The sequence below is a fragment of the Haladaptatus marinus genome, assembly GCF_051194195.1.
Genome location: NZ_JBLZNK010000010.1, coordinates 1 through 23,640, shown reverse-complemented (window position 1 = coordinate 23,640; position 23,640 = coordinate 1). Strand labels below are relative to the sequence as shown.

Annotated in this window: 25 protein-coding genes and 1 pseudogene; 13 read left to right on the top strand and 13 right to left on the bottom strand. The window is 55.7% G+C overall.

All coding sequences use genetic code 11. The annotated features are described in order from the left end of the window. Positions 1–94: 94 nt before the first annotated feature. Positions 95–592 carry a PH domain-containing protein gene (locus ACN2TU_RS26225; RefSeq protein ID WP_435159740.1) on the bottom strand — a complete coding sequence of 166 codons (498 nt, stop codon included), beginning with the start codon at positions 590–592 and terminating at the stop codon, positions 95–97. 105 nt (positions 593–697) lie between these two features. Here ACN2TU_RS26225 and ACN2TU_RS26220 point away from each other — a divergent pair, with 105 nt between their 5' ends. Further along, the gene (locus ACN2TU_RS26220) at positions 698–2,374 is read left to right on the top strand and encodes an NAD+ synthase (RefSeq protein ID WP_435159739.1); all 1,677 of its coding nucleotides are present in this window, start codon (positions 698–700) and stop codon (positions 2,372–2,374) included. 153 nt (positions 2,375–2,527) lie between these two features. After that, a complete protein-coding gene (locus tag ACN2TU_RS26215) occupies positions 2,528–2,728 on the top strand; it encodes a hypothetical protein (protein ID WP_435159738.1) in 201 nt (66 codons plus the stop codon). A 30-nt stretch (positions 2,729–2,758) separates the two neighbouring features. Here the strand turns inward: ACN2TU_RS26215 and ACN2TU_RS26210 are convergent, their stop codons facing one another. From ACN2TU_RS26210 to dgoD, 3 genes are all read right to left on the bottom strand, one after another. Continuing rightward, positions 2,759–4,225, bottom strand: coding sequence for a glycyl aminopeptidase (locus ACN2TU_RS26210; protein WP_435159737.1), 1,467 nt, complete (start codon positions 4,223–4,225; stop codon positions 2,759–2,761). An 87-nt stretch (positions 4,226–4,312) separates the two neighbouring features. After that, positions 4,313–5,086 (bottom strand): SDR family NAD(P)-dependent oxidoreductase, encoded by a 774-nt coding sequence (locus ACN2TU_RS26205; RefSeq protein WP_435159735.1) that lies wholly within the window; start codon positions 5,084–5,086, stop codon positions 4,313–4,315. A 2-nt stretch (positions 5,087–5,088) separates the two neighbouring features. Continuing rightward, complete coding sequence (dgoD, locus tag ACN2TU_RS26200) at positions 5,089–6,237, bottom strand: galactonate dehydratase (RefSeq protein WP_435159733.1); 1,149 nt, start codon at positions 6,235–6,237, stop codon at positions 5,089–5,091. 110 nt (positions 6,238–6,347) lie between these two features. On the opposite strand from dgoD, the gene hisS reads away from it, so the two are divergent. The 4 genes from hisS (at position 6,348) to ACN2TU_RS26180 (ending at position 9,140) form a co-directional block, all read left to right on the top strand. Further along, positions 6,348–7,646: a histidine--tRNA ligase gene (gene hisS / locus ACN2TU_RS26195; protein WP_435159731.1), complete on the top strand. Its 1,299-nt coding sequence runs from the start codon at positions 6,348–6,350 to the stop codon at positions 7,644–7,646. A 108-nt stretch (positions 7,647–7,754) separates the two neighbouring features. Further along, entirely contained in the window at positions 7,755–8,420 is a 666-nt protein-coding gene (tenA, locus tag ACN2TU_RS26190) for a thiaminase II (RefSeq protein WP_435159729.1), read from the top strand. A gap of 257 nt (positions 8,421–8,677) precedes the next feature. Next, a complete protein-coding gene (locus tag ACN2TU_RS26185) occupies positions 8,678–8,881 on the top strand; it encodes a hypothetical protein (RefSeq protein WP_435159727.1) in 204 nt (67 codons plus the stop codon). Further along, positions 8,874–9,140 carry a DUF7563 family protein gene (locus ACN2TU_RS26180; RefSeq protein ID WP_435159725.1) on the top strand — a complete coding sequence of 89 codons (267 nt, stop codon included), beginning with the start codon at positions 8,874–8,876 and terminating at the stop codon, positions 9,138–9,140. The genes ACN2TU_RS26185 and ACN2TU_RS26180 overlap by 8 nt, the downstream gene beginning before the upstream one ends. Positions 9,141–9,387: 247 nt before the next feature. Here ACN2TU_RS26180 and ACN2TU_RS26175 read toward each other — a convergent pair whose 3' ends face one another. The 3 genes and pseudogenes from ACN2TU_RS26175 to ACN2TU_RS26165 all read right to left on the bottom strand — a co-directional run bounded on the left by ACN2TU_RS26175 (position 9,388) and on the right by ACN2TU_RS26165 (position 13,006). Further along, positions 9,388–10,809: a sensor histidine kinase gene (locus ACN2TU_RS26175; RefSeq protein ID WP_435159724.1), complete on the bottom strand. Its 1,422-nt coding sequence runs from the start codon at positions 10,807–10,809 to the stop codon at positions 9,388–9,390. A 26-nt stretch (positions 10,810–10,835) separates the two neighbouring features. Next, positions 10,836–12,300, bottom strand: a pseudogene (locus ACN2TU_RS26170) (ATPase domain-containing protein). Between the two features lie 82 nt (positions 12,301–12,382). Further along, positions 12,383–13,006 (bottom strand): response regulator transcription factor, encoded by a 624-nt coding sequence (locus ACN2TU_RS26165; RefSeq protein ID WP_435159722.1) that lies wholly within the window; start codon positions 13,004–13,006, stop codon positions 12,383–12,385. A gap of 248 nt (positions 13,007–13,254) precedes the next feature. Here ACN2TU_RS26165 and ACN2TU_RS26160 point away from each other — a divergent pair, with 248 nt between their 5' ends. Continuing rightward, entirely contained in the window at positions 13,255–13,902 is a 648-nt protein-coding gene (locus ACN2TU_RS26160; protein ID WP_435159720.1) for a helix-turn-helix domain-containing protein, read from the top strand. Positions 13,903–14,343: 441 nt separating this feature from the next. After that, positions 14,344–15,426: a helix-turn-helix transcriptional regulator gene (locus ACN2TU_RS26155; protein ID WP_435159718.1), complete on the top strand. Its 1,083-nt coding sequence runs from the start codon at positions 14,344–14,346 to the stop codon at positions 15,424–15,426. A 6-nt stretch (positions 15,427–15,432) separates the two neighbouring features. On the opposite strand, the gene ACN2TU_RS26150 is transcribed toward ACN2TU_RS26155, so the two are convergent. Together ACN2TU_RS26150 and ACN2TU_RS26145 are read right to left on the bottom strand one after the other, a co-directional pair. Continuing rightward, on the bottom strand, positions 15,433–15,765 hold the full coding sequence (locus ACN2TU_RS26150; RefSeq protein ID WP_435159716.1) for a helix-turn-helix domain-containing protein: 333 nt from the start codon (positions 15,763–15,765) through the stop codon (positions 15,433–15,435). Continuing rightward, complete coding sequence (locus ACN2TU_RS26145; protein ID WP_435159714.1) at positions 15,762–16,172, bottom strand: hypothetical protein; 411 nt, start codon at positions 16,170–16,172, stop codon at positions 15,762–15,764. The genes ACN2TU_RS26150 and ACN2TU_RS26145 overlap by 4 nt, the downstream gene beginning before the upstream one ends. Before the next feature lie 708 nt (positions 16,173–16,880). Between ACN2TU_RS26145 and ACN2TU_RS26140 the strand changes: the two genes are divergently transcribed. Beyond that, complete coding sequence (locus tag ACN2TU_RS26140) at positions 16,881–17,474, top strand: DUF7344 domain-containing protein (protein WP_435159713.1); 594 nt, start codon at positions 16,881–16,883, stop codon at positions 17,472–17,474. 54 nt (positions 17,475–17,528) lie between these two features. Here ACN2TU_RS26140 and ACN2TU_RS26135 read toward each other — a convergent pair whose 3' ends face one another. Beyond that, a complete protein-coding gene (locus ACN2TU_RS26135; RefSeq protein WP_435159712.1) occupies positions 17,529–17,762 on the bottom strand; it encodes a UPF0058 family protein in 234 nt (77 codons plus the stop codon). Positions 17,763–17,986: 224 nt separating this feature from the next. Here ACN2TU_RS26135 and ACN2TU_RS26130 point away from each other — a divergent pair, with 224 nt between their 5' ends. After that, complete coding sequence (locus ACN2TU_RS26130; protein WP_435159710.1) at positions 17,987–18,286, top strand: PadR family transcriptional regulator; 300 nt, start codon at positions 17,987–17,989, stop codon at positions 18,284–18,286. Between the two features lie 599 nt (positions 18,287–18,885). Here the strand turns inward: ACN2TU_RS26130 and ACN2TU_RS26125 are convergent. Then, positions 18,886–19,350 carry a DUF7344 domain-containing protein gene (locus ACN2TU_RS26125; protein WP_435159708.1) on the bottom strand — a complete coding sequence of 155 codons (465 nt, stop codon included), beginning with the start codon at positions 19,348–19,350 and terminating at the stop codon, positions 18,886–18,888. A gap of 233 nt (positions 19,351–19,583) precedes the next feature. On the opposite strand from ACN2TU_RS26125, the gene ACN2TU_RS26120 reads away from it, so the two are divergent. From ACN2TU_RS26120 to ACN2TU_RS26110, 3 genes are all read left to right on the top strand, one after another. After that, positions 19,584–19,973 (top strand): hypothetical protein, encoded by a 390-nt coding sequence (locus tag ACN2TU_RS26120; protein WP_435159707.1) that lies wholly within the window; start codon positions 19,584–19,586, stop codon positions 19,971–19,973. Positions 19,974–20,129: 156 nt separating this feature from the next. Further along, the gene (locus tag ACN2TU_RS26115; RefSeq protein WP_435159705.1) at positions 20,130–21,086 is read left to right on the top strand and encodes a transcription initiation factor IIB; all 957 of its coding nucleotides are present in this window, start codon (positions 20,130–20,132) and stop codon (positions 21,084–21,086) included. Between the two features lie 720 nt (positions 21,087–21,806). Next, complete coding sequence (locus ACN2TU_RS26110) at positions 21,807–22,163, top strand: PadR family transcriptional regulator (protein WP_435159704.1); 357 nt, start codon at positions 21,807–21,809, stop codon at positions 22,161–22,163. A gap of 115 nt (positions 22,164–22,278) precedes the next feature. Here the strand turns inward: ACN2TU_RS26110 and ACN2TU_RS26105 are convergent, their stop codons facing one another. Further along, a complete protein-coding gene (locus tag ACN2TU_RS26105; protein WP_435159702.1) occupies positions 22,279–22,722 on the bottom strand; it encodes a DUF8160 family protein in 444 nt (147 codons plus the stop codon). Then, the gene (locus ACN2TU_RS26100; protein ID WP_435159700.1) at positions 22,719–23,510 is read right to left on the bottom strand and encodes a ParA family protein; all 792 of its coding nucleotides are present in this window, start codon (positions 23,508–23,510) and stop codon (positions 22,719–22,721) included. The genes ACN2TU_RS26105 and ACN2TU_RS26100 overlap by 4 nt, the downstream gene beginning before the upstream one ends. Between the last annotated feature and the right edge of the window lie 130 nt (positions 23,511–23,640).

Genomic DNA, 23,640 nt, shown 5'->3' with positions numbered 1-23,640 from the left:
AAAACTGAACCTCGTCGTGCATTGTTTCAGACCGTTTCAAACCCCGATATCGCGTTTATCAAGGGTTTTATCCCGCAAATCACGCTTCTGAAATTTAGCGTCGCGTCGAAACACGACCCAACTGTTCAGTTAGCATCTCGTTGACAGATTGTGGGTTGGAAACGTTTTCAAAGACGAGGTCGATCGTTCCCGACCCAGCAGTGTAGACAGACACGTCACCGTAGTCGAATATTCGCTCCGCAAGCGACTGACTACAGGCCGTGTTTTGTACTCGGTCGAGTCGTATCTGTGTGACATTTGTGGAGAATATGCCATTTTTATAATATATCTCTTCGGTCGTGAGAACGTACCACTCACTCCGCCAGCGGAGAAAGGGCGGGACGGCGACGACGAATCCGATCGGAATGAAAACAGCCCCGAGCCAACGTGCAGAACCGAGAAGGTCGCTGCCGGTCACGCCTGCACCGAGCAAGATGAAGAGAACACCGACTGTTACGACCGGAAGAACGCGATAAACGCTTCGATGATCCGCCCAGAGTACCTCTTCGTCGGGCGTGAGGTGAAGCCACGACGCGTCGAAATTTTTCGGCATCGTATGTCACAACGAGGGCGGCGAGCACCTTACACTTTGTCGCAGAACTACGAAGAAAGAGAAACACGATTTTCTCGCTCGAACCCCTACCCCTCACGGGGAATCATGTCGTCACTCCGGGTTGCACTCGCCCAGTTGAACTACACCGTGGGGGACGTTGCTGGAAACGCCGAAACAATCGAGTCGGCCATTCAACGCGCACGCGAAGCGAACGCTGACCTCGTCGTCTTCTCCGAACTCGCGCTCGTCGGCTATCCGCCACAAGATCTCGTGAAACGCGATTCATTCGTGGATGCCCAACTCGGCGCACTCGATAGAATCGCGAAGAAGACGAGGAACATCACCACACTCATCGGCTTCGTGGCGCACAATCCCGACGAGTACGGCAAAGCAGTCCAGAATGCGGTTGCGGTCTGTCGAGATGGCGAAATCGTCGGACAGACCGAAAAACGGTTGCTTCCGACCTACGACGTGTTCGACGAGGACAGGTACTTCGAAGCGGTCGAGCGCCAGCCGGTTCACGCATTGCCCGGTGCGGATGCTATCGGCCTCGGCGTGAGCATCTGTGAAGATGCGTGGAACGAACCCGACATCTGGGAGCGTCCGCAGTACGACGCCGACCCAATAGAAGACCTCGTAACTATGGGTGCCGACATGCTCGTGAATTGTTCGGCGAGTCCCTTCTACGGTGACAAAGGTGTGTTTCGAGAGCGACTGTTCGGCGCACACGCCACCGACCACGGGAAATGGCTCGTTTTCGTGAACCAGGTCGGCGCGAACGACGAACTCGTCTTCGACGGGCGGTCGTTCGTCGTTGCCCCGGATGGAACCATTGCCTGCCGACTCGCGGCGTTCGAGGAGGATTTTGCGGTGTACGACGTTCCCATCGATGCAACCTCGGCGGATGAGCGCGACATCGCCGACGAACCCACCGGTTCGGCCGAAATCCGGGATGCGCTCGCGCTCGGCATTCGCGATTACGGCCACAAATCCGGCTTCGAGAACGTCCTCGTCGGTCTGTCGGGTGGCATCGACTCGGCAGTGACAGCAGCGCTCGCCGTCGATGCCCTCGGGCCGAGACACGTCCTCGGCGTCGCGATGGCGACACGATACACCAGCGACGAGAGCAAAGCGGACGCCCGTACCCTCGCTGCCAACCTCGATATCGATTTCCTCGACGTTCCCATCGAGGACACGTTCGAGTCGTTCGAGACGGAACTCGTGTCCATCCTCGATGCAACGCCGGGCGTCACCGAGGAGAACGTACAAGCGAGAATCCGCGGAACGACGCTGATGGCCATCGCCAACGAGCAGAACAGGCTGCTTCTCGCAACCGGCAACCGGAGCGAACTCGCGGTCGGATATTGTACCCTCTACGGCGACATGTGCGGCGCGCTCGCGCCGCTCGCCGACTGTCCGAAAACGTTCGTCTACGAACTCGCAGAACACATGAACGAACGCGGGGATATCATCCCACGGCGCGTCATCAAAAAGCCACCCTCCGCCGAACTTCGGGCCGACCAAACCGACGAGGACGACCTGCCACCCTACGAAATCCTTGATTCGATTCTGGCGGGCTACGTCGATGAAGGCAAAACTGCCGCCGAGCTGGTCGAATCCGGCTACGACCGCGAGACGGTTCGTCGGGTACTCTCGATGCTTCATCGGTCGGAGTACAAACGATTCCAAGCTGCACCCGTGCTGAAGGTGTCGCCGAAAGCGTTCGGCGTTGGCTGGCGATATCCACTCGCGGCGAAGTACGGAACCGTCCTGCCGGAGTGACAACGGGTCATCGTCGACTATTTTTGGAGGTGCTACGATTTCGCACACCACTTTCACTCTGCTGTGAAAAATGATTTTTGTACCCCTACACAGTAAGTAAAATGCGATACGGAGCGCCCTCCCGTTCTTATCGCCGCTTGTCAGGAGAATATTATGAAAACCACTACCGAATCGGCGGGGGAGGCCCCGTCGGACGATTCGAGAGATGAATCGCACGACGAATCGATGAACCGCTGGCATCGAGTCGGTGAACTGCTGAAACTGTGGGGCAACGCCATCGAAGTGTGGCTGAAAATTGTTGCGGCACTGCTCGCCGGACTGGCGATGCTGCTGAAATCGACGCCCCTCAACTAGCCTCGAAGACGATGGACGCCGAAATCCCGTTCACTCGCCTCGTACTCGCTCCATCAATCCCGAGACGTACTGTGCTATCGTCAACCCGAACACTAGTCCGATGAGTCCCAATCCACCCCATAACACCAGCGTCGACGAGAGGTCACCGGTCATCGCTGGCGGTTTACCGGCATCGGGCATTCCGGAGTTTCCGTTCCCGTTAGACGCCTTCCCGCCATTCGAATCACTAGCATCACCGGAGTTCGACCCCGACTCCCCGTCGATGTCGCTCGCTTGCAGTTCCGGTGTCGCCGATGTGGTGACGTGCTGGTCGAGCCACGAGTTCATCGGCTGTCCGGCGACATCCGCGACGATGTTCCGGAAGTCGGCGTAGGAAACCGTTCCCTCGTGGGCGTTCATTCGGTCGAAGACGTCGAACAGGCTTCGTTTCCCGTCGGTCGCCTTCCGAATCTTCGCGTCCAGCGCCCACAACGTGTACGCACCTCGGTAGTAGGGCACTTCGTGGGTTGCCCACGTGTTCGACTTCGAGAGCACCGATTCGTCGAACCGTTTTTGCGTGAGCGTTCGTGCAACCGCGGACTGTGACGTTCGACCTTGTTTCATCGTCAGGTCGGAGGCGAAGTAGGCGGCGCTGGCTTCGCGGAACCACGTCATCCGTTCGCCGAGTTCGAACGACTGGCGCGTATGAACATACTCGTGTATCCAGAGATTTTGCGGGTTCGAAAGACGCGCATCCTCGTGTACCCAGAGTTCGTCGTGTTTCGGCGACGCGTACCCGCCGCGCCAACTGGGGTCGGGGAGAACGAACCCGAGCACTTCGTCCGGTGACTCCCCGGGTATGCGTTTGCTCGCCGTGGTGAGCGAGTCGAAGATTTGAGCGGGCGAATCGGACGGCGATGCACCCTCGGCGACGATCATCCGAAATCGCTGGCCGTCCGCGCGGTGGGTGTACTCCTCGTACGCACCGACGTAGGTGAACGCCGAACCGAGCACCCCCGAATCGGCGAATTCGACGGTCGCGTCGGGATAGTCGCCCTGAAGCGGGTGTCGGTAGATCCATTCGTCACTCCCTGCCGACAACCACGCGACCGAAAGCTTCGGCGTCGGGGCGAGCAGCCACTCATCGGTGGCTGTGAACTCCCGCTCGGTTCCGTCGTCTACGTCGGCGGTGACCGTTACGGATGGCGATTCGGTTTCACCATTCCAATGGAGTGCATGCTCACCGTCTTGCGTTTGACCGGCAACAAATCCCTCCGAAGACACCACGTTTCCAGTGTAGTTGATGAGCCAGAACGATTTCGCATCGCGCGGATTGTCAAAGACGAGCCGATACTGCACCGTCGTCGAGTCGTCGGCGGTTCGCTCGATAGAAACTGAGACGCCCGGGGGTTTCCCCGTCGATTGTGCCGTCGCAGGTGGTGCGAGGGCACCAGCGATGAGCAAACACACCAGTAACAGCGATACTGTCTTCCCGGAAACCCGACCCCCAAGCGCCATCGAAACTGATGGCGTCCCGAAGTCGTTTTGTTATACGTCGCCTGTATCACGTTCAGGGACGATACCACCGCAGACACGTACCGCCTGTTACTCCTTCCGGTAGGAAGGAAGGGTGTCGTCCTGCATCACGACGCTTCGCCCACCATCGGCGGTGAGATGCGCACCCGTGACGTATCCCGCGTCGTCGCTGGCGAGAAAGGCGACGACGCCTGCGATGTCTTCCGGTGTTCCAAGACGACCGACTGGGTGAATCGACTCGAGGTGTTCGCGATACTCCTCGTCCATGTTCTCGGTCGTACGCTCGATGGCGACCCAACCGGGGTTGACCGTGTTGACGCGAACATCGGGGCCGAAATCGATCGCCATCCCGTGCGTCATTCCGTTGATACCTGCCTTCACCGCGTTGTAGGGGAACATCTCGGGCATCGTCAGGAACGCGTGGTTCGAAGAGACATTGACGATAGCTCCCCCGTCCATTTCGGCGACGGCGTGTTTCGCACAGAGCCAGTAGGCCCGGAAGTCGGTTTCGAGGACGAACTCCCAATCGTCCATCGTCGCCTCGTCCGCCGACGTGTTCGTCTCCACCCCAGCGTTGTTCACCAGCACGTCGAGTCCGCCGTACTCCTCGGCGGTTGCGGTCACGAGAGCTGCGATATCGTCCGGGTCGCGCATGTCCGCTCGAACGAAAACCGCCTCGTCGCCATCTTCGCGGATGCTCGCAACTGTTTCGTGTCCTGCTTCTTCTGTGCGTCCAGTGACGACCACGGAGGCACCTTCGTGGGCAAATCTGCGGGCGACTTCCGCTCCGATACCGCGCGTCGAACCGGTGACGAGTGCCACACTGTTTTGGAGACCTCGCATCGTTACCACTCCGCGACGGTTCCATCGTCGTGGCGCCAAATCGGATTGTGCCAATCGTCGTGCCCTGACCGCTCTTCGAGGGTTTCCACGTCGGGTTCGACACCCAACCCCGGTTCGTCGGGGAGCGCGACGTAGCCGTCCTCGTACTCGAACACGCTCGGGTCGGTCAGGTAGTCGAGCACGTCGCCGCCTTCGTTGTAGTGAATGTCGAGGCTCTGTTCCTGAATCAGGGCGTTCGGCGCGCAGGCGTCCACCTGCAAACAGGACGCCAGCGCGACCGGGCCGAGTGGACAGTGCGGCGCGAGCGCCACGTCGTAGGCTTCGGCCATCGACGCGATTTTGTGAACCTCGGTAATACCTCCCGCGTGCGAGAGGTCTGGTTGGATCACGTCCACGGCACCCGATTCGAACACCTCCTTGAAATCCCAGCGGGAGTACATGCGCTCGCCGGTCGCAATCGGAACCGACGTGTGGGCCGCGAGATCGGGTAAAAGCTCGTTATGCTCGGCCAGCACCGGTTCCTCGATGAAAAACGGGTCGTAGGGTTCGAGCGCGTCGACAAGTCGTTTCGCCATTGACTTCGACACCCGGCCGTGAAAATCGACGCCGATGTCCACTTTCGGGCCGACTTCCTCACGAACCGTGGCCAGTCGCTCGCGTGCCGAATCGACCGCCGCAGGCGTGTCGATTCGACGGAGTTCGGGCGTCGCATTCATTTTGAGGGCGGTAAACCCGGCATCGACCTTCTCGCGCGCGGCGTCGGCGACGCCCGCAGGGCGGTCGCCACCGACCCACTGGTAGACGCGCACCCGGTCGCGAACCGGGCCGCCGAGGAGGTCGTACACCGGCGCACCGAACGATTTGCCGCGGATGTCCCACAGTGCTTGGTCGATACCCGCGATTGCGCTCATCAGGATCGGGCCTCCACGGTAGAACCCACCGCGATAGAGCCGCTGCCAGTGGTCTTCGACCGGCATCGGGTCTTCGCCGAGGAGGTAGTCGTCCAGCAACTCTTCGACCGCACCGCGCACCGTTTTGACGCGACCTTCGACGACCGGTTCACCCCAGCCGACGAGTCCGTCGCTGGTTTCGATGCGGAGGAACAGCCAGCGCGGTGGAACCGCGAACAGGTCGTAGTCGGTGATGTGCATGCGAAGACGTTGTCGGGGGTGGTGGTAGTGGTTCGGGTTGGCGAAAATAGAGCGAACTCGACGGTCAGGAGATAGCCAAACGTAAATCAGTCGCCTCCGATACGCCACACATGGACGAATTCGAGAGCCTGAAAGGCTTTTACGACCGTTACCCGGCGGAGTGGGCGGCGTGGCGCGAAATCGTGGACACCGTCGGGGAGACGGCCCGCGAGTTCGGCTTCCGCGAAATCGACGCGCCGAGCGTCGAACCCACCGACCTCTTTCGGGTGAAGTCGGGTGAGGACATCGTCGAAGAGACGTACAGCTTCGAGGACAAGGGCGGGCGCGAAGTGACGCTCATCCCCGAACAGACCCCGACTCGGGCGCGATTGGTACAACAGCGCAAAGACCTCGGGACGCCCATCAAATGGTTCGATACGTCGAAACGCTGGCGGTACGAAGCAGTGCAAAAGGGTCGCGACCGGGAGTTCTTCCAGACCGACTTCGACATCTTCGGCGTCGAATCCGTGGAGGCGGACGCGGAAATCATCGCTTGTGCTGGCACAATCTTCGAGAAGCTCGGTGTGGCGAATTCGGTCGAATTCAAACTGAACGACCGCCAACTGCTCGATGCGCTGCTCCGTGGAATCGGCGTCGGCGAGAGCAAGGCCGTGATGCGCATCATCGATAAGAAGGAGAAAATCAGCCGCGAGGAGTTTTTGGGCAAACTCGAAGGCGAGGGCGTTGACCGGGCGACTGCCAAAGAAATCGACGAACTCACCGCCATCAGCGGCGAGATGGAGAGTTCGCTGGTCGAACTCTCCGACAAAGCCCCCGAGAGCGAGGCCGCAAATGAGGCAATCGGGCGGATGCACGACCTTTACGATGCGCTTTCGGCCTACGGCGTCGAATCGATGTGTACCTTCGACCTCTCCATCGTTCGCGGAATGGACTACTACACCGGCCTCGTGTTCGAGGCGTTCGCCACCGAAAGCGACCTGCGCGCCTTGTTCGGCGGCGGTCGATACGACGAACTCATCGGGCAGTTCGGAAGCCGCGACGTTCCGGCAATCGGGTTTGCCTTCGGCTACTCCCCGACGATGCAGTTGCTAAAAGAGCTCGGCGAATGGCCCGACGAGGCGGTTTCGACCGATGCCTACGTCCTGGCCGTCTCCGATTCCGTGCGCGAAATCGGACTGGAGTACGCGATGAGACTCCGTCGCAATGGCCTGACGGTCGAAACCGACCTCACCGACCGCAGCGTCGGCGAGCAGTTCGGCTACGCCGACCGCATCAACGCCGAATACACCGTCGTCGTTGGCGAACGAGATCTGAACGAGGGCGTAGTGACGGTACAGAACATGGATTCGGGTGAAGAAAAACAGGTTCCGAAAGACGAGGTCGTCGAGCACGTCCTCGACATGTTGTAAACTGGCTTTTCGATTTTACAGACGAGAGCGGCGAGAACCAGAAATGAGTCAGGGGCAATCGCCGAGTAATACTGCCAAGTCATAAAACTGGAGAATCGACAGATAGCCATGGCATTCAGCGACCAACTGCTGGCGGAAGGCCACGACCTCTGGGAAGCACAGAAAACACACCCATTCGTGGTGGAGTTAGCCGAGGGAACGCTCAATCCAGCGGCGTTTCGCCACTGGGTCGAACAGGATTATCGGTATTTACTCGACTACGCCCGCGTGTTCGCTATTGGAGGCTGTAAAGCACACGACGAGGAGACGATGACCCATCTGCTCGGGATTGCACATTCGATTCTCGCCGACGAACTGGAACTCCATCGGGAGTTCGCCGACGAGTACGGGATTTCTCGAAGCGAACTCGAAGCAGTTACGAAAGCGCCGACATGCGTGGCGTACACGAACTTTCTCCTCCGGACGGCCTACGAGGGGTCGCTTGCCGAACTCGCGGCGGCGATATATCCGTGCGGACAAGGCTATCTCGACATCGCGGCTCACATGGCGATTATCGCCGACGGCGAGCATCGGTACACACCGTTCATCGAGAAGTACACGAGCGACGAGTTCCGGGATTCGGTGGCGTGGATGCGCACGTTCGTTGACCGCTGTGGCGAGACATTCCCCGGCGAGCGTGACGCGATGAAAGAAGCATTCGAAACAAGTACACGCCTCGAAACTGCGTTTTGGGGAATGGCGTACGAGCGGGAAACGTGGGACGAAATGCGATAGCAGCATATCCGAACGGTGAAAGACAGCCAATCCAGGAAAACTAGGAAAACTGAAAAAGCCATCCAAACTAGCAAAATTGTACAAACTGTCAAAGCCACAGCTTCGACTCCTTCTACTCCGATTTACTTTCACCAAGCAGTAACTCCGTTCGAAACGGGAAATGCGCCGTCTGCGGCGGTGGAGCCGTCGAAACGCTTCCTTTACTTTCACTCCGGGTAAGACTCGATGTTTTGAATGGAATGGTTGTAAACCAGCGTATGAGCACCCATGATATCGACACGCCGATGGCGAAGTGGCGATACACGTGTCCCAACGGTCACACCAGTTGGGAACCGACCAACAGCCACTTTTGGTGCCATCAGTGTAGTCGACTCCCCGACATCGACGCGGAGTTCTGGAAACTTCGGGACAGAAAAACTGGCAAGGAACTCACCCGCGAGAAGGTGGTTCTCGATGGCTAAGGCGGAACAGGTCGAGGACAATACCACCGACCACACCTATCGAAGGCGGATGGTCTGGGAGCCACGGTCGGATTCGGGCCGATACGTAAACTGCCAAAATCCGGCGTGTAAAAACGAACACGTTGCACCGAAATTCGTGCGGACGTTCGGGGCCGACGGAGTCGCCTACGCCTGCCCAGAATGCACGCCGTGGGCCGCATTGAAACGTGGGGCCGCCGCAGACCCGAAGGTCACGCGTCGGGTGAGTCGAAAATACTGAAGTCGGTAGTGGAACACGATTTTTCTGGCAGGGGGTCGTCATTGTTTCCAAAAATCAATGTCGAAATTCACCGTCCGTCAGTTCCCGATCGCGCTATTTTCACCCCCACCACGGGTAAGACTAACTACTTTTGTAGTGGCGGCCCTCGGTAGAAGCGCGGGTCGATGACCCGCACGAGAGGTTGGGTTTACGCGACTGCCATCCCCCTGCGCGTACCTCAGATTTTGTTTCCACCCTGAATGGGCGGTTACTCCGCCCGTTCACCGAACTGCATCCCCGTAATTTCGAATCTGGCACCCTCGTTGCTCCCCTCGGTGACGGCGATGTCCCAGCCATGGGCTTCGACGATTTGCTGTGCGATGGAGAGACCGAGACCAGTTCCGTTGTCCGTCGTGTACCCACTTTCGAAGACGGTCTCGCGATATGCCGCCGGAATCCCTGGGCCGTTGTCCTCGACGAACACCCCATCCGAGAGACGTTCGACCCGGACGGTTACGTCTTCGCCGACGTGTTCCACGGCGTTCCGAAACAGATTTTCGAACACCTGACTCAACCGATCGACATCCGCCGAAATTTCGACATCGACATTCTTCAACACCAGTGTCGCCTCGGGCGGAGCAATTCGTGACCATGCATTTTCGATGATGTCGTGGAACGCCGTTCGCTCCGTGTCGTCGATGGCCCCCGGCCTGCGTGCAAGGTCAAGCATCTCGTTTATCATTCGCTCCATCCGGTCGTGTGCCTCGCGCACTTCGTCGAAAGCGTCGTCCGCCTCCTCTAACTCCGCAACTCGGAGGTATCCCTGCGCGATTCCCAATGGATTTCGTAGTTCGTGTGCGAGCATGCTTGCGAACTCATCCAACCGTTCGTTCTGGTGCTGGAGTTCCTGTTTTCTGCGTTTGTGTTCCGTTACGTCCCGGAAGATACCGATTATCCCCGGGTGCTCGGTATCGAACTGCATCCGCGCCGTATTGATTTCCGCATAGCGCGTCTCACCGTCGGGCGTCATATACGTCACCGAGTACGGCGGAAGCTGGTCGTCTTCCTCCTGTCCGTGGATGTCCGCGGTGAGTCGCTCCAACGAGTCGTTGGGGAACGCGTGAATGTCTTCAACACGTTCACCGAGAATGGTCGTACGGTCGAGTCCGGAAACTTGGCAAAACGCGTCGTTGACGGACTGAATCCGGCCATCAGCGTCAAGGACGAACACGGGGTCGGGCGCGGTCTGAAACAACGTTCTGAACCGTTCTTCGCTCTGTTGTTTTTCGCGTTCAATTTCCACGGAGAGCCTTCGACGTTCCAACAGACCGTCGATACGTGCCTGCAACACCGCTTTTTCGATGGGTGTCGTGATGACCTCATCGACTCCCTGCCATACCTCCGGCGTTCGTGCGGGAGACGTTGTGGATGTCACAAGCAGATACGGAAGAAACGTGGGCAGTGCGGACTCTTTCCGATCACCGAGTTCATCACGATGCTGACTGAACGACGTTTCATCGACGATACAGAGGTCGAACGAGGTATCAACGCCGCTCTTCGGAAGGACGACATCGTACTCGGACGAAAGCCAGTCGGCCAACAGTCGACGATTTCGGCGATGGTCGATGAGAAGGAGGATGCTCCCTTTCGAGACCTGTGTATGTCTGCTCATCGACTTATATTCGCTCATCGTTCTTGCTCCTCAGTTATTTATGTTTAGTTTTCGTGCGATGGAACCTGCTCGGAGTCATCCACCAACCGTGCCGACCCGTGCAGGACACCGCGGAGGTCGGTGAGTGGTTCCCCGACCGTGATACCGTGTTCAGTGATACGGAACTCTCGGAGAGTTCGTTCGAAGTCGCTCGTTCGTTTCTTCAGGACGCCGATAGCCTTTCGCATCTTCCCCGGAACCTCCAGATGTTGGAGGAAGACGATGTTGTCCGCGAGATAGCTGACACCGGCGTCAGTACCCGTGAACTCCCCAGTCACCTCATGTACCTGGTCGACGAGGATGACAGTGGTTCCCATATCTTTCAGCGACCGGCAGAGACTGTGGAGGCGCTGAGTGGGATCGCTCTTCCCGCCACGTAACGACAGCCGATAACCTTCGAGACCGTCGATCATGACGATGCTCGTGTCGTTTGATTCGACCTCCCGGCGCACTTTGCGGCCGAATTCGAGCGCGGAAAGGCTGAGTGGTTCGACCTCTTCGATGGCGAGCGAAGACTCCCGTTCCATCGATTCGACCGGGATGCCGATGGAACGGTTGCGCTCACGGAACGTCTCGCAAGTCTCCTCGAACATGTAGATGACCGACCGCTCCCCCCTTCCCACGGCTTCCTCCCAGCGTCGTTTTTCCGACGCCGGATGGGCCGCTGATGATGGAGATGGTTCCGCGTTCGAACCCACCGTTGAGCAGGTCGTCGACTTCGGGAACGCCGGAGGAAAGCGGTTCGGAGACGAACTCACGACCGTACTCGTCGGGCGACAGTTCGGGGTAGACCCCGACACCACCCTGTTCGATACGCATCGCGTGGTCGCCGCGGTGAATCGGCGACCCACGGAATTTTGAGACGTGTATCGTCTGACCGACGAACGCACGATTGAGTTCGATGATGCCATCAGTCAGATACTACAGGTCGTTGTCCGATGACTGCTGAGTATCTTGCGATGTGGACAGAACCGTTGCATCCTGCTCTTTCAGAAAACGCATCGACGAAATCACTTGCCTGCGGAACTGATATTCGTTCGACGTGAGATATCGCAGCCGAGTAATCGGGTCGATGAACACGCGGTCAGGATCTATCGATTCGACACAATCGGTAATCGTCTGTGTAAGCGGTTCCTGTTCGATTTCGGTCGGAGTGAAGATAGCGTACGACTGCTTGTCGGCGAAGACATCCGAGTCTGGACTCAAATCGAGGAAATGTACCTCTGAAAGGTCGATACCGAGTGTTGCTGCGTTCTCCCGAACCGACTCTTCGGATTCTTCCAGATTGACGAACAACACGGATTCACCTGCGTCGATACCCGCGGTGAGATAGTTCATCCCGAGGATCGTCTTTCCCGTTCCGGGGTCACCCCGAACGAGATAATTTCGCTCCGGAATGAGTCCACCGTGTAATATTTCGTCCAATCCGGGCACGCCCGTTGAAATGCGTGTCAGGCGACTCCGCGTCATAGATGTGCTTATTGTGTCATTTTTAGAAGCACAACTCATAGTTTTATCGGATAACCTGAGACTGATACGAGGTTGAAAAGAGTTAGTCCTTGGTTTCGGGGGTGTCGTTCCGTTCCGACGACTGCATCAGTTTCGATCCGGAGGAGTTCCGGTCGTGGAACTCCGCACGCAGGTCGTCGTCGTCCAGACCCATCACGGTATCAGACAGGTCGTTTTGGAGTGATGACAGCCTGGTTTCAAGTTCGGCGTACTCCTGATTTTCGGCGAGTTCGTCCGATTCCTTCCGTTCTTCCAACGCCGCCTTCTTCGAAGACAACGCCAGCATCTCCTGTAACTGCGAATCGTAGGCGGAGCGAGTTTCGAGCGAAGCAACAACGTCGCGGAGTTGCTCCGGGTCGGAAACCGGTTTGCAGATGTAGGCATCGAAGCCGAGTTCGAGGATGTCGAAATCCGGCTCGACTGCGGTCACCATCGCAACGCGACAGTCGATATCGCGCTCACGGATTTCGTCGAGGACTTCCCGGCCGGAGCGGTCTGGCATTCGTCGGTCCAGGAGAACGATATCGACGGAATCGTCTACCTGTTCCAGTGCCTCGGTTCCATTGTACGCCTTTTTGATGTCGTAGGAATCTTCGAGCCACCGAGCATGCAAGTCAGTAATCGCATATTCGTCGTCAACGATGAGAACGGTGGACACGTCAGACATTGGTTACGTAGAGGGTAAGTATTCTCGCCATATCAAATGTAGCGATATGATTCGTGCGTCGGCAGTTCCTTCGAATATAAACCATGAACGAAGCGCCTCTTATTACAACTAATGTAGCGATGCACTGCAATTTGATAAAACTTTTCGATTCTGACGCCGATAAACTGGCAGAAAGCAATCAGACGCGTATCGAAAGCCAACTCATCGATAACTACAATACTATAGACGAGATGTGGATTTGTAGATAGATGAGCGTTCTAACCGAGTTTACGGTTCCAGCGGAGGAGTTTATTCTGCAGGAAACGCTGAAAGCAGTTCCTGACGTTCGAATAGAAATCGAACGAGTTGTTGCGGACAATCAACATGTAACGCCGTATTTTTGGGTGACCGGTGACCGGCTCGACGCATTCGAGCGTGCGCTCGAAGCGGACGGAAGCGTCGAATCGGTCATACAACTCGAAAACCACAGCGACAAGCATTTCTATCGCGTCATATGGTTACAACGGCCGGGAACGCTCACACACGCGGTGTCGAAGGCAAAAGCGACCATTCTCGAAGCGATGAGCGAAGCGCGCGAATGGAATCTGAGACTGCTATTTCCCGACGAGTCGTCGTTGACGAACTTCCACGACTACTGCACAGAGCACTCACTCTCGTTTCGATTGACGCGACTGTATGAATCACGACATCCGGATGCACTCGGCAAGTATGAAGTGACATCGAAACAGCGAGAAGCGCTTCTGCTCGCACTCAAATCGGGGTACTTCAGTGTTCCGCGTGAAATCACCCTGGAATCCGTTGCTAAAGAACTTGACATCTCACCGAACGCCCTCTCGACACGACTGCGTCGCGGGCACGCAAATCTTATCACGAATACGCTTCATCACGAAGATTGACCCTGCATTTGCAAGGCGATGTTTTTTCATAGATGAATGGGTAATAAGCAGTGTTAATGTTCACACACTGCCTTTACAGTAAGTTGCTGTATGGCTTACAACGAACACGAGTTGTCGATCGCAACTCAGGGCAGGCATGAAGAACGATAACCGAATAGGTGTCGATGAGGCAGGCGTGTGCATACTCTCTTGTCTCTCCAAAAGTCTTCAACGCGACCCACATTCAACGGCAGAAAAAATCGGAACGACGAAGAGAGGCGAGTTAAAACGGTCGAAGACGAATAACTCGTCAGTCGGCCGAGTGAGACTCCGTAAACAAGCGACACTATCACATAGGAGATAGAGGGAAACAATACATTGATGTTCGGCGATGCCTCACAGACAACAAAAATCATGCTCCGATATATCAACATATTGTCGCTAATTTGAAATATGACATAAATGAACGTTCGTAAGCTAAAAAAAGACCTTCAAGACGCGTCAAACGTTCTCGTGCTTGCACCTCTGACGCCGGACGGCAACCGAGCGCATATGGAGCTCGTAGCTTCTACGCCGCCAAAGAGTGCAAATCTAGCCGCAGTCACATACACACAGCCACCGAATCAGTGGCTCGCAGATTGGCAGCGGAGCGTCGGCTCTCTGCCATCCGAAACCCGATTTATTCACGCGAGTGGAATGGTACAGTCCACAACCTACGACGAACAGACACCGGACGACGTGACGACAGCGGTCGTCGACCCGACGGATCCGATGGAGATCATCGTCCCGCTAAGCAACCATTTGAAAGCGTGGACGGACGACGAAACACAACCCATCGTATCGGTACAGACGTTAACCGTCCTGCTCGAATACGTCGATTTCGATACCGCGTTTCGATACCTCCACATTCTCACACACCGAATCCAGGCCGCAGGAGCGGTCGGCTACTTCCAGATGGATCCCGATATTCACGACCCGGAGACCATCAACACGCTAAAAACGCTGTTTGACATCGTGGTTGAAATCTCGGAAAGCGGTGCTGAGTGGACCACGACACCCGCCTACACGCCGACGGAAGAAACGACCGACACCGACCAACCGGCGGAAGAGGACGTTGGAGCGAAGCCACCAGCGGATGGACCACTATCGTCGATACGAACAGTGCTTTCCGGGCTGTTCGACCGGAAGAAGGACGACGACGACGACGTTCCGGTAGAGTCGGAAGCAGAACCCGAAACCAACGTCACGAGCGAAACGGTAGACGAGACGGTGGAACCGGAACCACAGGCAGCCGTCGGAAACCTTGCAGACGAGGAGATGCTCACCGACGAGGAGCGAATCCGTTCCCTCCTCATCCAGTACGGTGGACGCATGAAACAGGCAGATATCACGTCGGAAACCTCGTGGTCGAAATCAACGGTAAGTCGAAAGCTCTCGAAGATGGAAGAGAACGACGAAGTAACGCGCGTCCAAATCGGTCGTGGGAATCTCGTCTTCTTAAACGGCTCCGAACCCGAAGCGTCCAAATCGCCCTTCGAAGCTTAATCTTGGTCAACGGCGAACGTGCTGACGATTAACTGACCGGTCGCACGCCGGAGTTGTTGTGAAATTACCGATGTAGAGACATCGAGTTTTTTCGGCGAGTTCTCCCTGTGAAATCCCGCGAGGAATGTTGTAGTAGCCGGATTGGTACGCAGTGAGAACCGTATTCCGTTGATGGCCAGTCAGTCTGGTTTCCGCGATTTCCGCGTTCGGATCCGCATCGTACAACTGCCGTACTTTGAACGTGAGATCGGACTCTAAACACCGCTTCCGAAGTTCGATAAGTGGTTCACGCGACAACAGTTGAACACGGACGACCCACCCGCCGTTTCCGCTCTTCACGTCGAGCGTCCTGACACCGAGTTCCGCGACGGTCGAAAAAACGGCGACATGGACGTTTCGGGTCGAATCCGATACACCCGTTGGTCGGCAGAAGCCGAAAAGAGCGTCGCCTCCCGGACGGTCGGATCCGCTTCGATTTCTCGCTCGAACGCCCTGAAATCGTTACCGACAACGGAGACGAACATGAGCGAAATATCGGTCGACGGCGCCTCCTCCATTCGAATCGAGACCTCCGAAACCGATTCGATAGTCGGAACGAGAATGAGACCATCATGAGCGACGAAAATTTCGGCAAAGAGTGTCCTTGGAGGGTGAGAGAGACTCGAGCGAACCTGATTTTCGGTAGTTACCGATGACTCCTCTGGACTGTCCAGGGAGTCGTCGGGATTAGATGCGCCATGTGCCATTGTCGAGGGAAAGTCCAGATTCGATTATGGATATTCGATTAGCCCGCATTAAAATTTAGGAAAATCCACATGCCTCAAAGTTCAATATACAGCAACCAATATAAGTGGATTTTAAAACTTCACAAAACAAGTAGAGTAAAAAATCAATCAGTGTGCAGTCATTAACAGATAGACGGTTTACTGAAACACGAGGGGAATCAGTGTCATGAGCGCTAACGACCCTCGCGGCCGGATATTGACACACCCCGCCTCCGCGCTGGGCACGCATATCTAGGTGAGCACTCGTGATTACTATAGAGACGTTAACTTCTTGCCCGCACTATGACGCGTTTTCACCACCAGACAGCCTGTTGAGATAGAAACTGCACGTTTTGTTCACGATCGTTGCAACAAACGTTTCGATGCCTGGAATTGGACAATCAAGAGATATCACAGCGATTGTTTCGATGTTTTCGTGTCGACAAGTATAGCCAGAACAGCTGTAGGAACACCGTACTGGAACCTAAATCAGCCGTAAACAGCCCAAAACCAAGATTATAGCATAGTCACAGGAAATGATATAATTTATATATGTTATTTGTGTAGCAAGTAAATATATTTTACACTTTATGGGTGTGCTAAGCAACCTAGCAATCTACCACAACCGTTCGCAACAAAATGGGAGAGCATTATTGGTTTATTACCCATTCTAGCGATAATTCATTTGTCATGAGTGCTGCAGAGGTTCACGCAGAAAGTACTGGGAAGCACGTTGCCGACGACGCAAGCGTCGATATCGAACTATCGAAGGATAAGATATTCCACCTCCTTCAGACACCGCGCCGGCGTCACGTCCTCCGGTACCTGAAAGACCACGAAGGAACCGTCGAGATGCGCGACATCGCCGAACAGGTCGCCGCGTGGGAAAACAACACCACGGTTCAGGCACTTTCGTCGGATCAACGCCAACGCGTGTACATCCCACTGTACCAGTCCCACCTGCCGAAACTCGACGAGGAAGGCATCATCGAATACAATCAGAGCCGTGGAACCGTCAAACGGACGGAAATCGCAAACCAGCTCGACCGATATCTCACTACCGACGAAGACACCGAGAACACGAGTGATGACACCGACGAGGAGATACCGTGGGAAGCGTACTATCTCGGAGTCTCGGTATTCAGTACGATTCTTCTCGCCGGTTCAGCAATCAGCGCACCCGTACTCGCAACGCTCCCGAGCGTCACCATCGGTGGAAGTATCATCGCCATGTTCGCATTGGTAACACTCGCACAACTCGCTTCGGAACGGAGCGAAAAATAACCCGACTTCGTCCTCTGTAGTGGCCCTCCGTGGGTCAACCTCCGTATTCAACCGTCAATGAGCGCGTGGTGTGAGTTTCTTTTCTTCGTCTACCATTACATCAGTAAGTCCATCTGCAAGCTCGAACACCGCACCCATGTGGGCGGTTTTCGAATGATGAATCGATGTGGGGTGGACGCCCGTCTCTTCGTAGTCAGGCAGTTCAATCGATTGGTCGTTCCGAATTTCGTACTGGTTTCGTACCTCCGCGAGTAGCCCGTGCAGGTGAATTAGCTCTTGTTTCTTCATATCATAGGTGATTTGGTGGTTCAATCGTAATATTATCTTGGGCCGGTAGCAGACATATTCCGGCGGGCATTTTCCCGGAAGCGGTGGGAAGAAAGTGACGTAAAATTGTTGAGAACGGTTAGTTATCAGATTAAAAAGTATATCCCAAAGCCGATTGACACCCAATAAGGCGGTCATTATCATGCTCTTAACTAATACCATGTAGACATAACATTGAGCCGAACATGTACGACCTGACTGGCTTCCAGCGGGACCTGTTGTACGTCATCAACGGTTTGACCGAGCCACACGGACTCGCCATCAAAGAGGAACTGGAAGACTACTACGAGAAGGACATCCACCACGGCCGACTCTACCCCAACCTCGATACGCTCGTCGATAAAGGGCTGGTCGAGAAGGGGCAGGTCGATCGTCGGACGAACTACTACACCCTCACTCGCCGTGGTCAGCGGGAGATAGAAGCGCGCAACGAGTGGGAAGCGAAGTACGTCGACGGAAAAGAGACGGCCGAACTCGCCGACTGACGTCGCCGAAGACCGTTCGTCGTGGTTCTTTTTTCGCTATCAGTATGAGAGGATACTATTTGAAAAGCGGAAATGCTAACGCATAGACTTTGGAACCCTCCTCGTCACGTTTTAGCTAGATGGCCATCAGGCTTGAATGAGCGCACATCTATGCCGGGAAATCACGACATGAAAGGACGGGTTGATGCTATCGAACGTTGCGCGTATTGCCGGGATTACGTACCAGTGACGCGCATCGAAATGGAGCTATTCGAAAACGACGCCTATCTCAAAGCGAACGTAGACGTTTGTGAGAACTGTTTGGACGAGCCGAGATAAGCTCACTCAACCTGGTGGCACCATACATCACCGGTGAATAGTCCTCTTACCGCCGATGTCCGTAGTTGACGACGAGCAACTTCGAACGATAGCTGAGAATTCAACGTGGCGAGCCTGCTCTCCATGGACGAACGGATGAATATAGTGACCCATGACTAAACAAACAGTATTATATTTTGAACTTTTTGGTCGGGAAACCCAGTATTATCGAGACAAAATAACATTCTATGACGGGAAGAAAACGATTCTAACGTTATACTACGTTATACCGAAATTGTATGTCAAACAGACACTATCCAAAATGCGGATAAAACGAGAACGATCAGCGCTGCACCGGGAACGAGCGCAAACAGCGGAACGTTGAGCGCCGCGCCCAGGAACAAAAACGTCCCAACACAGGAGATGCTCAGATAATACGTGTCCCATCGCCGAACATCATCTTCGTCAGTCGATTCTTCGTCTACATCGAGATACCGTTCCAGTTGTGCCGCAAACGGGGTCTTCCGAACCGTCCCGCGACTCTGGTCGTATTCGATAACTCCTTCCTCGTCGAGTTTCGGCAGGTGGGACTGATAGAGTGGAATGTACACGTGCTGGCGCTCGCTGGAGGACAGGGCTTGTACTGTAGTGTTGTTTTCCCACGCGGTGACCTGTTCGGCAATATCACGCATCTCGACCGGTTCGTCCTTGTCTCGAAGGAATCGGATTGCGTCTCGGCGACGCTGACTTTGAAGCAGGTGAAACACGTTGTCCGTCGAGAGTGCAGGCTCGACGGTCGATTCTTCGTTCGGAGCCGTGTCCTAACACGGTCGGTAACTCTCTCCGTCGCGCTCCTGACAGTTATAACTACAGTCGGCCATGACATTAAACCAGTAACGCACTCGCAGACCGTTTCAAACTGTTTCGAACAGTGAAAAAATGCGAAACTGCATGGAACAGCATTCCGATTTTATGTAGGGTTTGGCCGTAGAGGTAGTGAATGAGCCAGGCAGACCACATTCCAGCCTGGGCAGCATCTCCCGAGGAGTTCGAAGCTACTCTCGAAGTGCTCGTTTCCACGGCACAAGAGAACGGAGTCGAGCTCAACCGGTCGTGGACGTTTCGTCACAGCGAGTCGGAGCGCGACGACGTGATGGTTGAAATCACGAGCCTCGCGTCGCAACCCGAGCTCGCCGACGCAACGCCGGATCAACCGACCGTTCCCGACGGAACGACGGTGACGGACTTCAAGACTGCCCTCGGAGAACTGCTCACGAAGGGACAAGACGCCGGAATGACTTTCGACCGTTCGTGGACATTCCGAGATACGAACCCGGACTCAGACGACGTGATGGTTGAGGTGTCGCGATTAGCGAAGCAGAGACAGTGACGACGACAGCCGATACTATTCTCCGGTAGCGCTATTTTCACAACGAAGTGACCATCGCGGCCGTCTCTGTGACGATCGTATCGCTAGTTAGGTGTGGTTGTCACTCACGAGGTTCCATCCGGGGGTTTAAATGTTGGCTGTGAGTATAGAATAACGATGAAACGGTCCACTCGCCAACGGGAGCGCCGCGCGGAGCAAACCGAAACCGAGGAGGAGGGGGTCAAAGGCTGTCCCGAGTGCGGGTCGAAGAGCCTCGTCAACAGCGCAGACCAGTCCGAAATCGTCTGTGACGACTGTGGACTGGTCGTCGAAGAAGATCACGTCGACCGCGGGCCGGAGTGGCGCGCGTTCAATCACAGCGAGCGACAGAGCAAATCTCGCGTGGGTGCGCCGACCACGCAGACGATGCACGACAAAGGGCTGACCACGACCATCGACTGGAAAAACCAGGACGCGTATGGTCGGTCGCTATCGTCGGAAAAGCGGAGTCAGATGCATCGTCTGCGAAAGTGGCAAGAACGCATCCGGACGAAAGACGCTGGCGAGCGCAACCTTCAGTTCGCACTCTCCGAAATCGACCGAATGGCATCGGCCCTCGGTGTGCCTCGGTCAGTACGTGAAGTCGCCTCAGTCATCTACCGGCGAGCACTCGCCGAAGACCTGATTCGCGGACGCTCCATCGAGGGCGTCGCAACGAGTACACTGTACGCCGCCTGTCGGCAGGAAGGAATCCCGCGAAGTCTCGAGGAAGTCGCAGAGGTGTCTCGAGTGGATCAGAAAGAGATCGGTCGAACGTATCGCTACATCTCACAGGAACTCGGATTGGAGATGAAACCCGTCGACCCCAAACAGTACGTTCCCCGATTTTGCTCTGATCTCGGAGTCAGCGAAGAAGTTCAGTCGAAAGCGAACGAAATCATCGATACGACAGCCGAGCAGGGACTGCTCTCGGGTAAGTCGCCAACGGGCTACGCCGCCGCCGCGATTTACGCTGCATCGTTGCTGTGCAACGAGAAGAAGACCCAACGCGAAGTCGCCGACGTGGCACAGGTGACCGAAGTCACCATCCGAAACCGATATCAAGAGCAGATAGAGGCACTTGGAATCCACTGAGAGTTTAACTACTTCACAAATTCACCCCAATTTTTACCGGATATCGGTGTCTACAATCAGTTGCAAGACTGGTTGGTTACGTCGCTGTGGAATCCAACCGTGCGGTAGATACACAGCGAATCGTCCAGTGTCAGATTCTGTGGAATCTGACGTCGCGAAAATCCGGTGCGATCTTCGCGGGATGGACGTACAAAATGATAGACTGTGTGTGAACGTCTGGCATTTTCCGCTTGTCCCAAACGTGGCTGTTGGGGGTGAGTCCACACAGTTTCCTGCTCAGACGGACAGGCACGCCACCTGTCCTGTCGCTTGACGTATCACATGCTGTCGAATGAAACGTATCAGTAGTACGTTCGGCGGGCGGAGAACCCGTCGATACGGCGGAAGCGACGTTGGAAGATTTGCAGGACGAACTACACCGCCAATCTCCGCCAGTGACCGAACGAAAGGGGATAGAGACCGCGGAGTAACGAATTCGACGAGTTCAATTTCGCGCCGCACTGTTTTTTCGCCAGATATTTACCAAACGACGGAGAAGGACGCAACGAAAGAGATAGCGGCATCCGAAGATATTATTATTATCACAAATATCACGGGGGAGAGCGCCATTATCTGCGATCAGGTGATGGTTGTTAGATAATATTTGTAACAAAGGACATAAATATTGTCCAAAGTAGGAAGGTTTATATTCACTGTCAGTCAATATCACACCATACTACCATGTCAGAGGCACAAACAGTTACTGATGCGACGACGGCACGCGATCTCACTGCGTTCCAACAGAACGTTCTGATAGTTCTCGCTGAGGAATCTCGCTACGGTCTCGCAATCAAGCGCGAGCTGGAAGACTTCTACGACGAGGAAGTGAACCACGGCCGTCTGTACCCCAACCTCGACACTCTCATCGAGCGTGGGTTGGTCGAAAAGAGCGAACTCGACAAGCGTACCAACGAGTACGCCATCACCGAGGACGGAATCGCCGTCCTGCTCGACTCGTTCGAATGGCGGTTCCAGAAGTTCATCACGAACGACGAGCGTGCAGAGCAAGTTCGTGGCCTGCTCGACGCACAGCAGTAACCCGTTCTAACGGTCTTTGACCGTTTTCACCCGTCGATACAGTCGTTACCAGTGGCGACTATCGGAAAAACGGTATCACCACGCACACGGATCGAACCCGGGGAGAGTTGAGTAGCTACTCCAGTTGCAAGAGGAGCTCTCGAACCTCCTCCCCATCCACTCCATCGAGAGCGTTGAGTCCGGCCTCCACGACCAGCGGATAGAAATGCCGATTTTTCTCCAATTCATCGCCGAACGCGCGTTCGTACGCCAGATTGAGCTCCTTGTACCGGAAATCCAACTCCGTACGCTGGCTCTCGGGGAGGTACATGTAGGTACCGACGCGAGTGTCTTTCACGCTTTCCGGTTCTGATGGTTTTGATGATTTTGATGGTTTTGACGTTTCTCCCGTCTCAGCAGTCTCGGCCAGTTCGGTGGCGTTGGATGGCGCTGATGCCACATCAGAGGTTGGCGGTTCCGCCGATTCCGACGACCCGTCCGGGTCGTCGGAATCGGCCTGCTGGTCGCGCTGGGCGCGACGGCGACGGCGAAGGCGGTCAGCTCTGCTTTCGTCGCTCATGCTGTGACCTCCACGAGGCCGAGTTGCCGACCCAACTCGTCGGCAATAGCGAGAAATTCAGTCGTCATATCGCATTCCTCTTCGAGTTCGAAGACCGAACAGCCAGCAGAAAACGCGCGCTGAAGCGTGACACGCTTTCGAATTTCCCATACCGGAACGTCGGAAAACGCCTCGTCGAACCATGTGAGCATCGCCTCCGCCTCGTTGGTGGTCTCGACGCGGTTAGCCACGACACCGAGGTCGCGAACGTGTGTGTCGTATTCCGCTTCGAGTACCTCCATCTGGTCGAACAGGATTTCCAGCGCACGTTTGCTCGTCGATTCGGCTAGCGCGGGAATGAGAACGTTTCCGGCGGCCAGTAGTGCGTTGTCGGTTAGATTGCCGAGATACGGCGGACAGTCGATGACGATAACGTCGTACTCGGTGTCGATGGCATCGAGCACCTGCCCTAAACGCTCCCGCCCACGCATAGCCATAGTGAGTTCCGGTTCGACGCTGGTCATGTCGATGTTGCTCGGAAGCACATCCATCTCCGGGTGGGAAACGATGAGCGAATTCACCTCCTCCCGCTCCTCGTGGTCGGTCAATGCGTCGAACAGGGTCGGCGGTTGAGCTTCGTATTCCGCTTCCAACCCTAATCCTTCGGTGGCGTTCCCCTGTGGGTCGAGGTCGACGAAGAGCACGTCGTGCCCCTGACAGTTCAGCGCCCCGGCGACGTTGATAGCTACCGTGGTCTTGCCGACCCCACCTTTCTGATTCGAGATGGCGACTTTGGCCGCATCGGACATACGAATCGGCAAAACCGTCCAAACTACATAAAACCGCGTCAGACAATCAAAAACAATCGGGTATGCGGGAGTTTAGAGCCGAATATAGGTGTTTAGCGAATTTGGAGAAATGAGTTTTGACGTACAAACT

Bases quoted from the DNA above. Each gene is read 5' to 3' on its own strand.
- ACN2TU_RS26225 (WP_435159740.1), bottom strand. From the start codon at position 592: ATGCCGAAAAATTTCGACGCGTCGTGGCTTCACCTCACGCCCGACGAA.
- ACN2TU_RS26220 (WP_435159739.1), top strand. From the start codon at position 698: ATGTCGTCACTCCGGGTTGCACTCGCCCAGTTGAACTACACCGTGGGG.
- ACN2TU_RS26215 (WP_435159738.1), top strand. From the start codon at position 2,528: ATGAAAACCACTACCGAATCGGCGGGGGAGGCCCCGTCGGACGATTCG.
- ACN2TU_RS26210 (WP_435159737.1), bottom strand. From the start codon at position 4,225: ATGGCGCTTGGGGGTCGGGTTTCCGGGAAGACAGTATCGCTGTTACTG.
- ACN2TU_RS26205 (WP_435159735.1), bottom strand. From the start codon at position 5,086: ATGCGAGGTCTCCAAAACAGTGTGGCACTCGTCACCGGTTCGACGCGC.
- dgoD (WP_435159733.1), bottom strand. From the start codon at position 6,237: ATGCACATCACCGACTACGACCTGTTCGCGGTTCCACCGCGCTGGCTG.
- hisS (WP_435159731.1), top strand. From the start codon at position 6,348: ATGGACGAATTCGAGAGCCTGAAAGGCTTTTACGACCGTTACCCGGCG.
- tenA (WP_435159729.1), top strand. From the start codon at position 7,755: ATGGCATTCAGCGACCAACTGCTGGCGGAAGGCCACGACCTCTGGGAA.
- ACN2TU_RS26185 (WP_435159727.1), top strand. From the start codon at position 8,678: ATGAGCACCCATGATATCGACACGCCGATGGCGAAGTGGCGATACACG.
- ACN2TU_RS26180 (WP_435159725.1), top strand. From the start codon at position 8,874: ATGGCTAAGGCGGAACAGGTCGAGGACAATACCACCGACCACACCTAT.
- ACN2TU_RS26175 (WP_435159724.1), bottom strand. From the start codon at position 10,809: ATGAGCGAATATAAGTCGATGAGCAGACATACACAGGTCTCGAAAGGG.
- ACN2TU_RS26165 (WP_435159722.1), bottom strand. From the start codon at position 13,006: ATGTCTGACGTGTCCACCGTTCTCATCGTTGACGACGAATATGCGATT.
- ACN2TU_RS26160 (WP_435159720.1), top strand. From the start codon at position 13,255: ATGAGCGTTCTAACCGAGTTTACGGTTCCAGCGGAGGAGTTTATTCTG.
- ACN2TU_RS26155 (WP_435159718.1), top strand. From the start codon at position 14,344: ATGAACGTTCGTAAGCTAAAAAAAGACCTTCAAGACGCGTCAAACGTT.
- ACN2TU_RS26145 (WP_435159714.1), bottom strand. From the start codon at position 16,172: ATGGCACATGGCGCATCTAATCCCGACGACTCCCTGGACAGTCCAGAG.
- ACN2TU_RS26140 (WP_435159713.1), top strand. From the start codon at position 16,881: ATGAGTGCTGCAGAGGTTCACGCAGAAAGTACTGGGAAGCACGTTGCC.
- ACN2TU_RS26135 (WP_435159712.1), bottom strand. From the start codon at position 17,762: ATGAAGAAACAAGAGCTAATTCACCTGCACGGGCTACTCGCGGAGGTA.
- ACN2TU_RS26130 (WP_435159710.1), top strand. From the start codon at position 17,987: ATGTACGACCTGACTGGCTTCCAGCGGGACCTGTTGTACGTCATCAAC.
- ACN2TU_RS26120 (WP_435159707.1), top strand. From the start codon at position 19,584: ATGAGCCAGGCAGACCACATTCCAGCCTGGGCAGCATCTCCCGAGGAG.
- ACN2TU_RS26115 (WP_435159705.1), top strand. From the start codon at position 20,130: ATGAAACGGTCCACTCGCCAACGGGAGCGCCGCGCGGAGCAAACCGAA.
- ACN2TU_RS26110 (WP_435159704.1), top strand. From the start codon at position 21,807: ATGTCAGAGGCACAAACAGTTACTGATGCGACGACGGCACGCGATCTC.
- ACN2TU_RS26105 (WP_435159702.1), bottom strand. From the start codon at position 22,722: ATGAGCGACGAAAGCAGAGCTGACCGCCTTCGCCGTCGCCGTCGCGCC.
- ACN2TU_RS26100 (WP_435159700.1), bottom strand. From the start codon at position 23,510: ATGTCCGATGCGGCCAAAGTCGCCATCTCGAATCAGAAAGGTGGGGTC.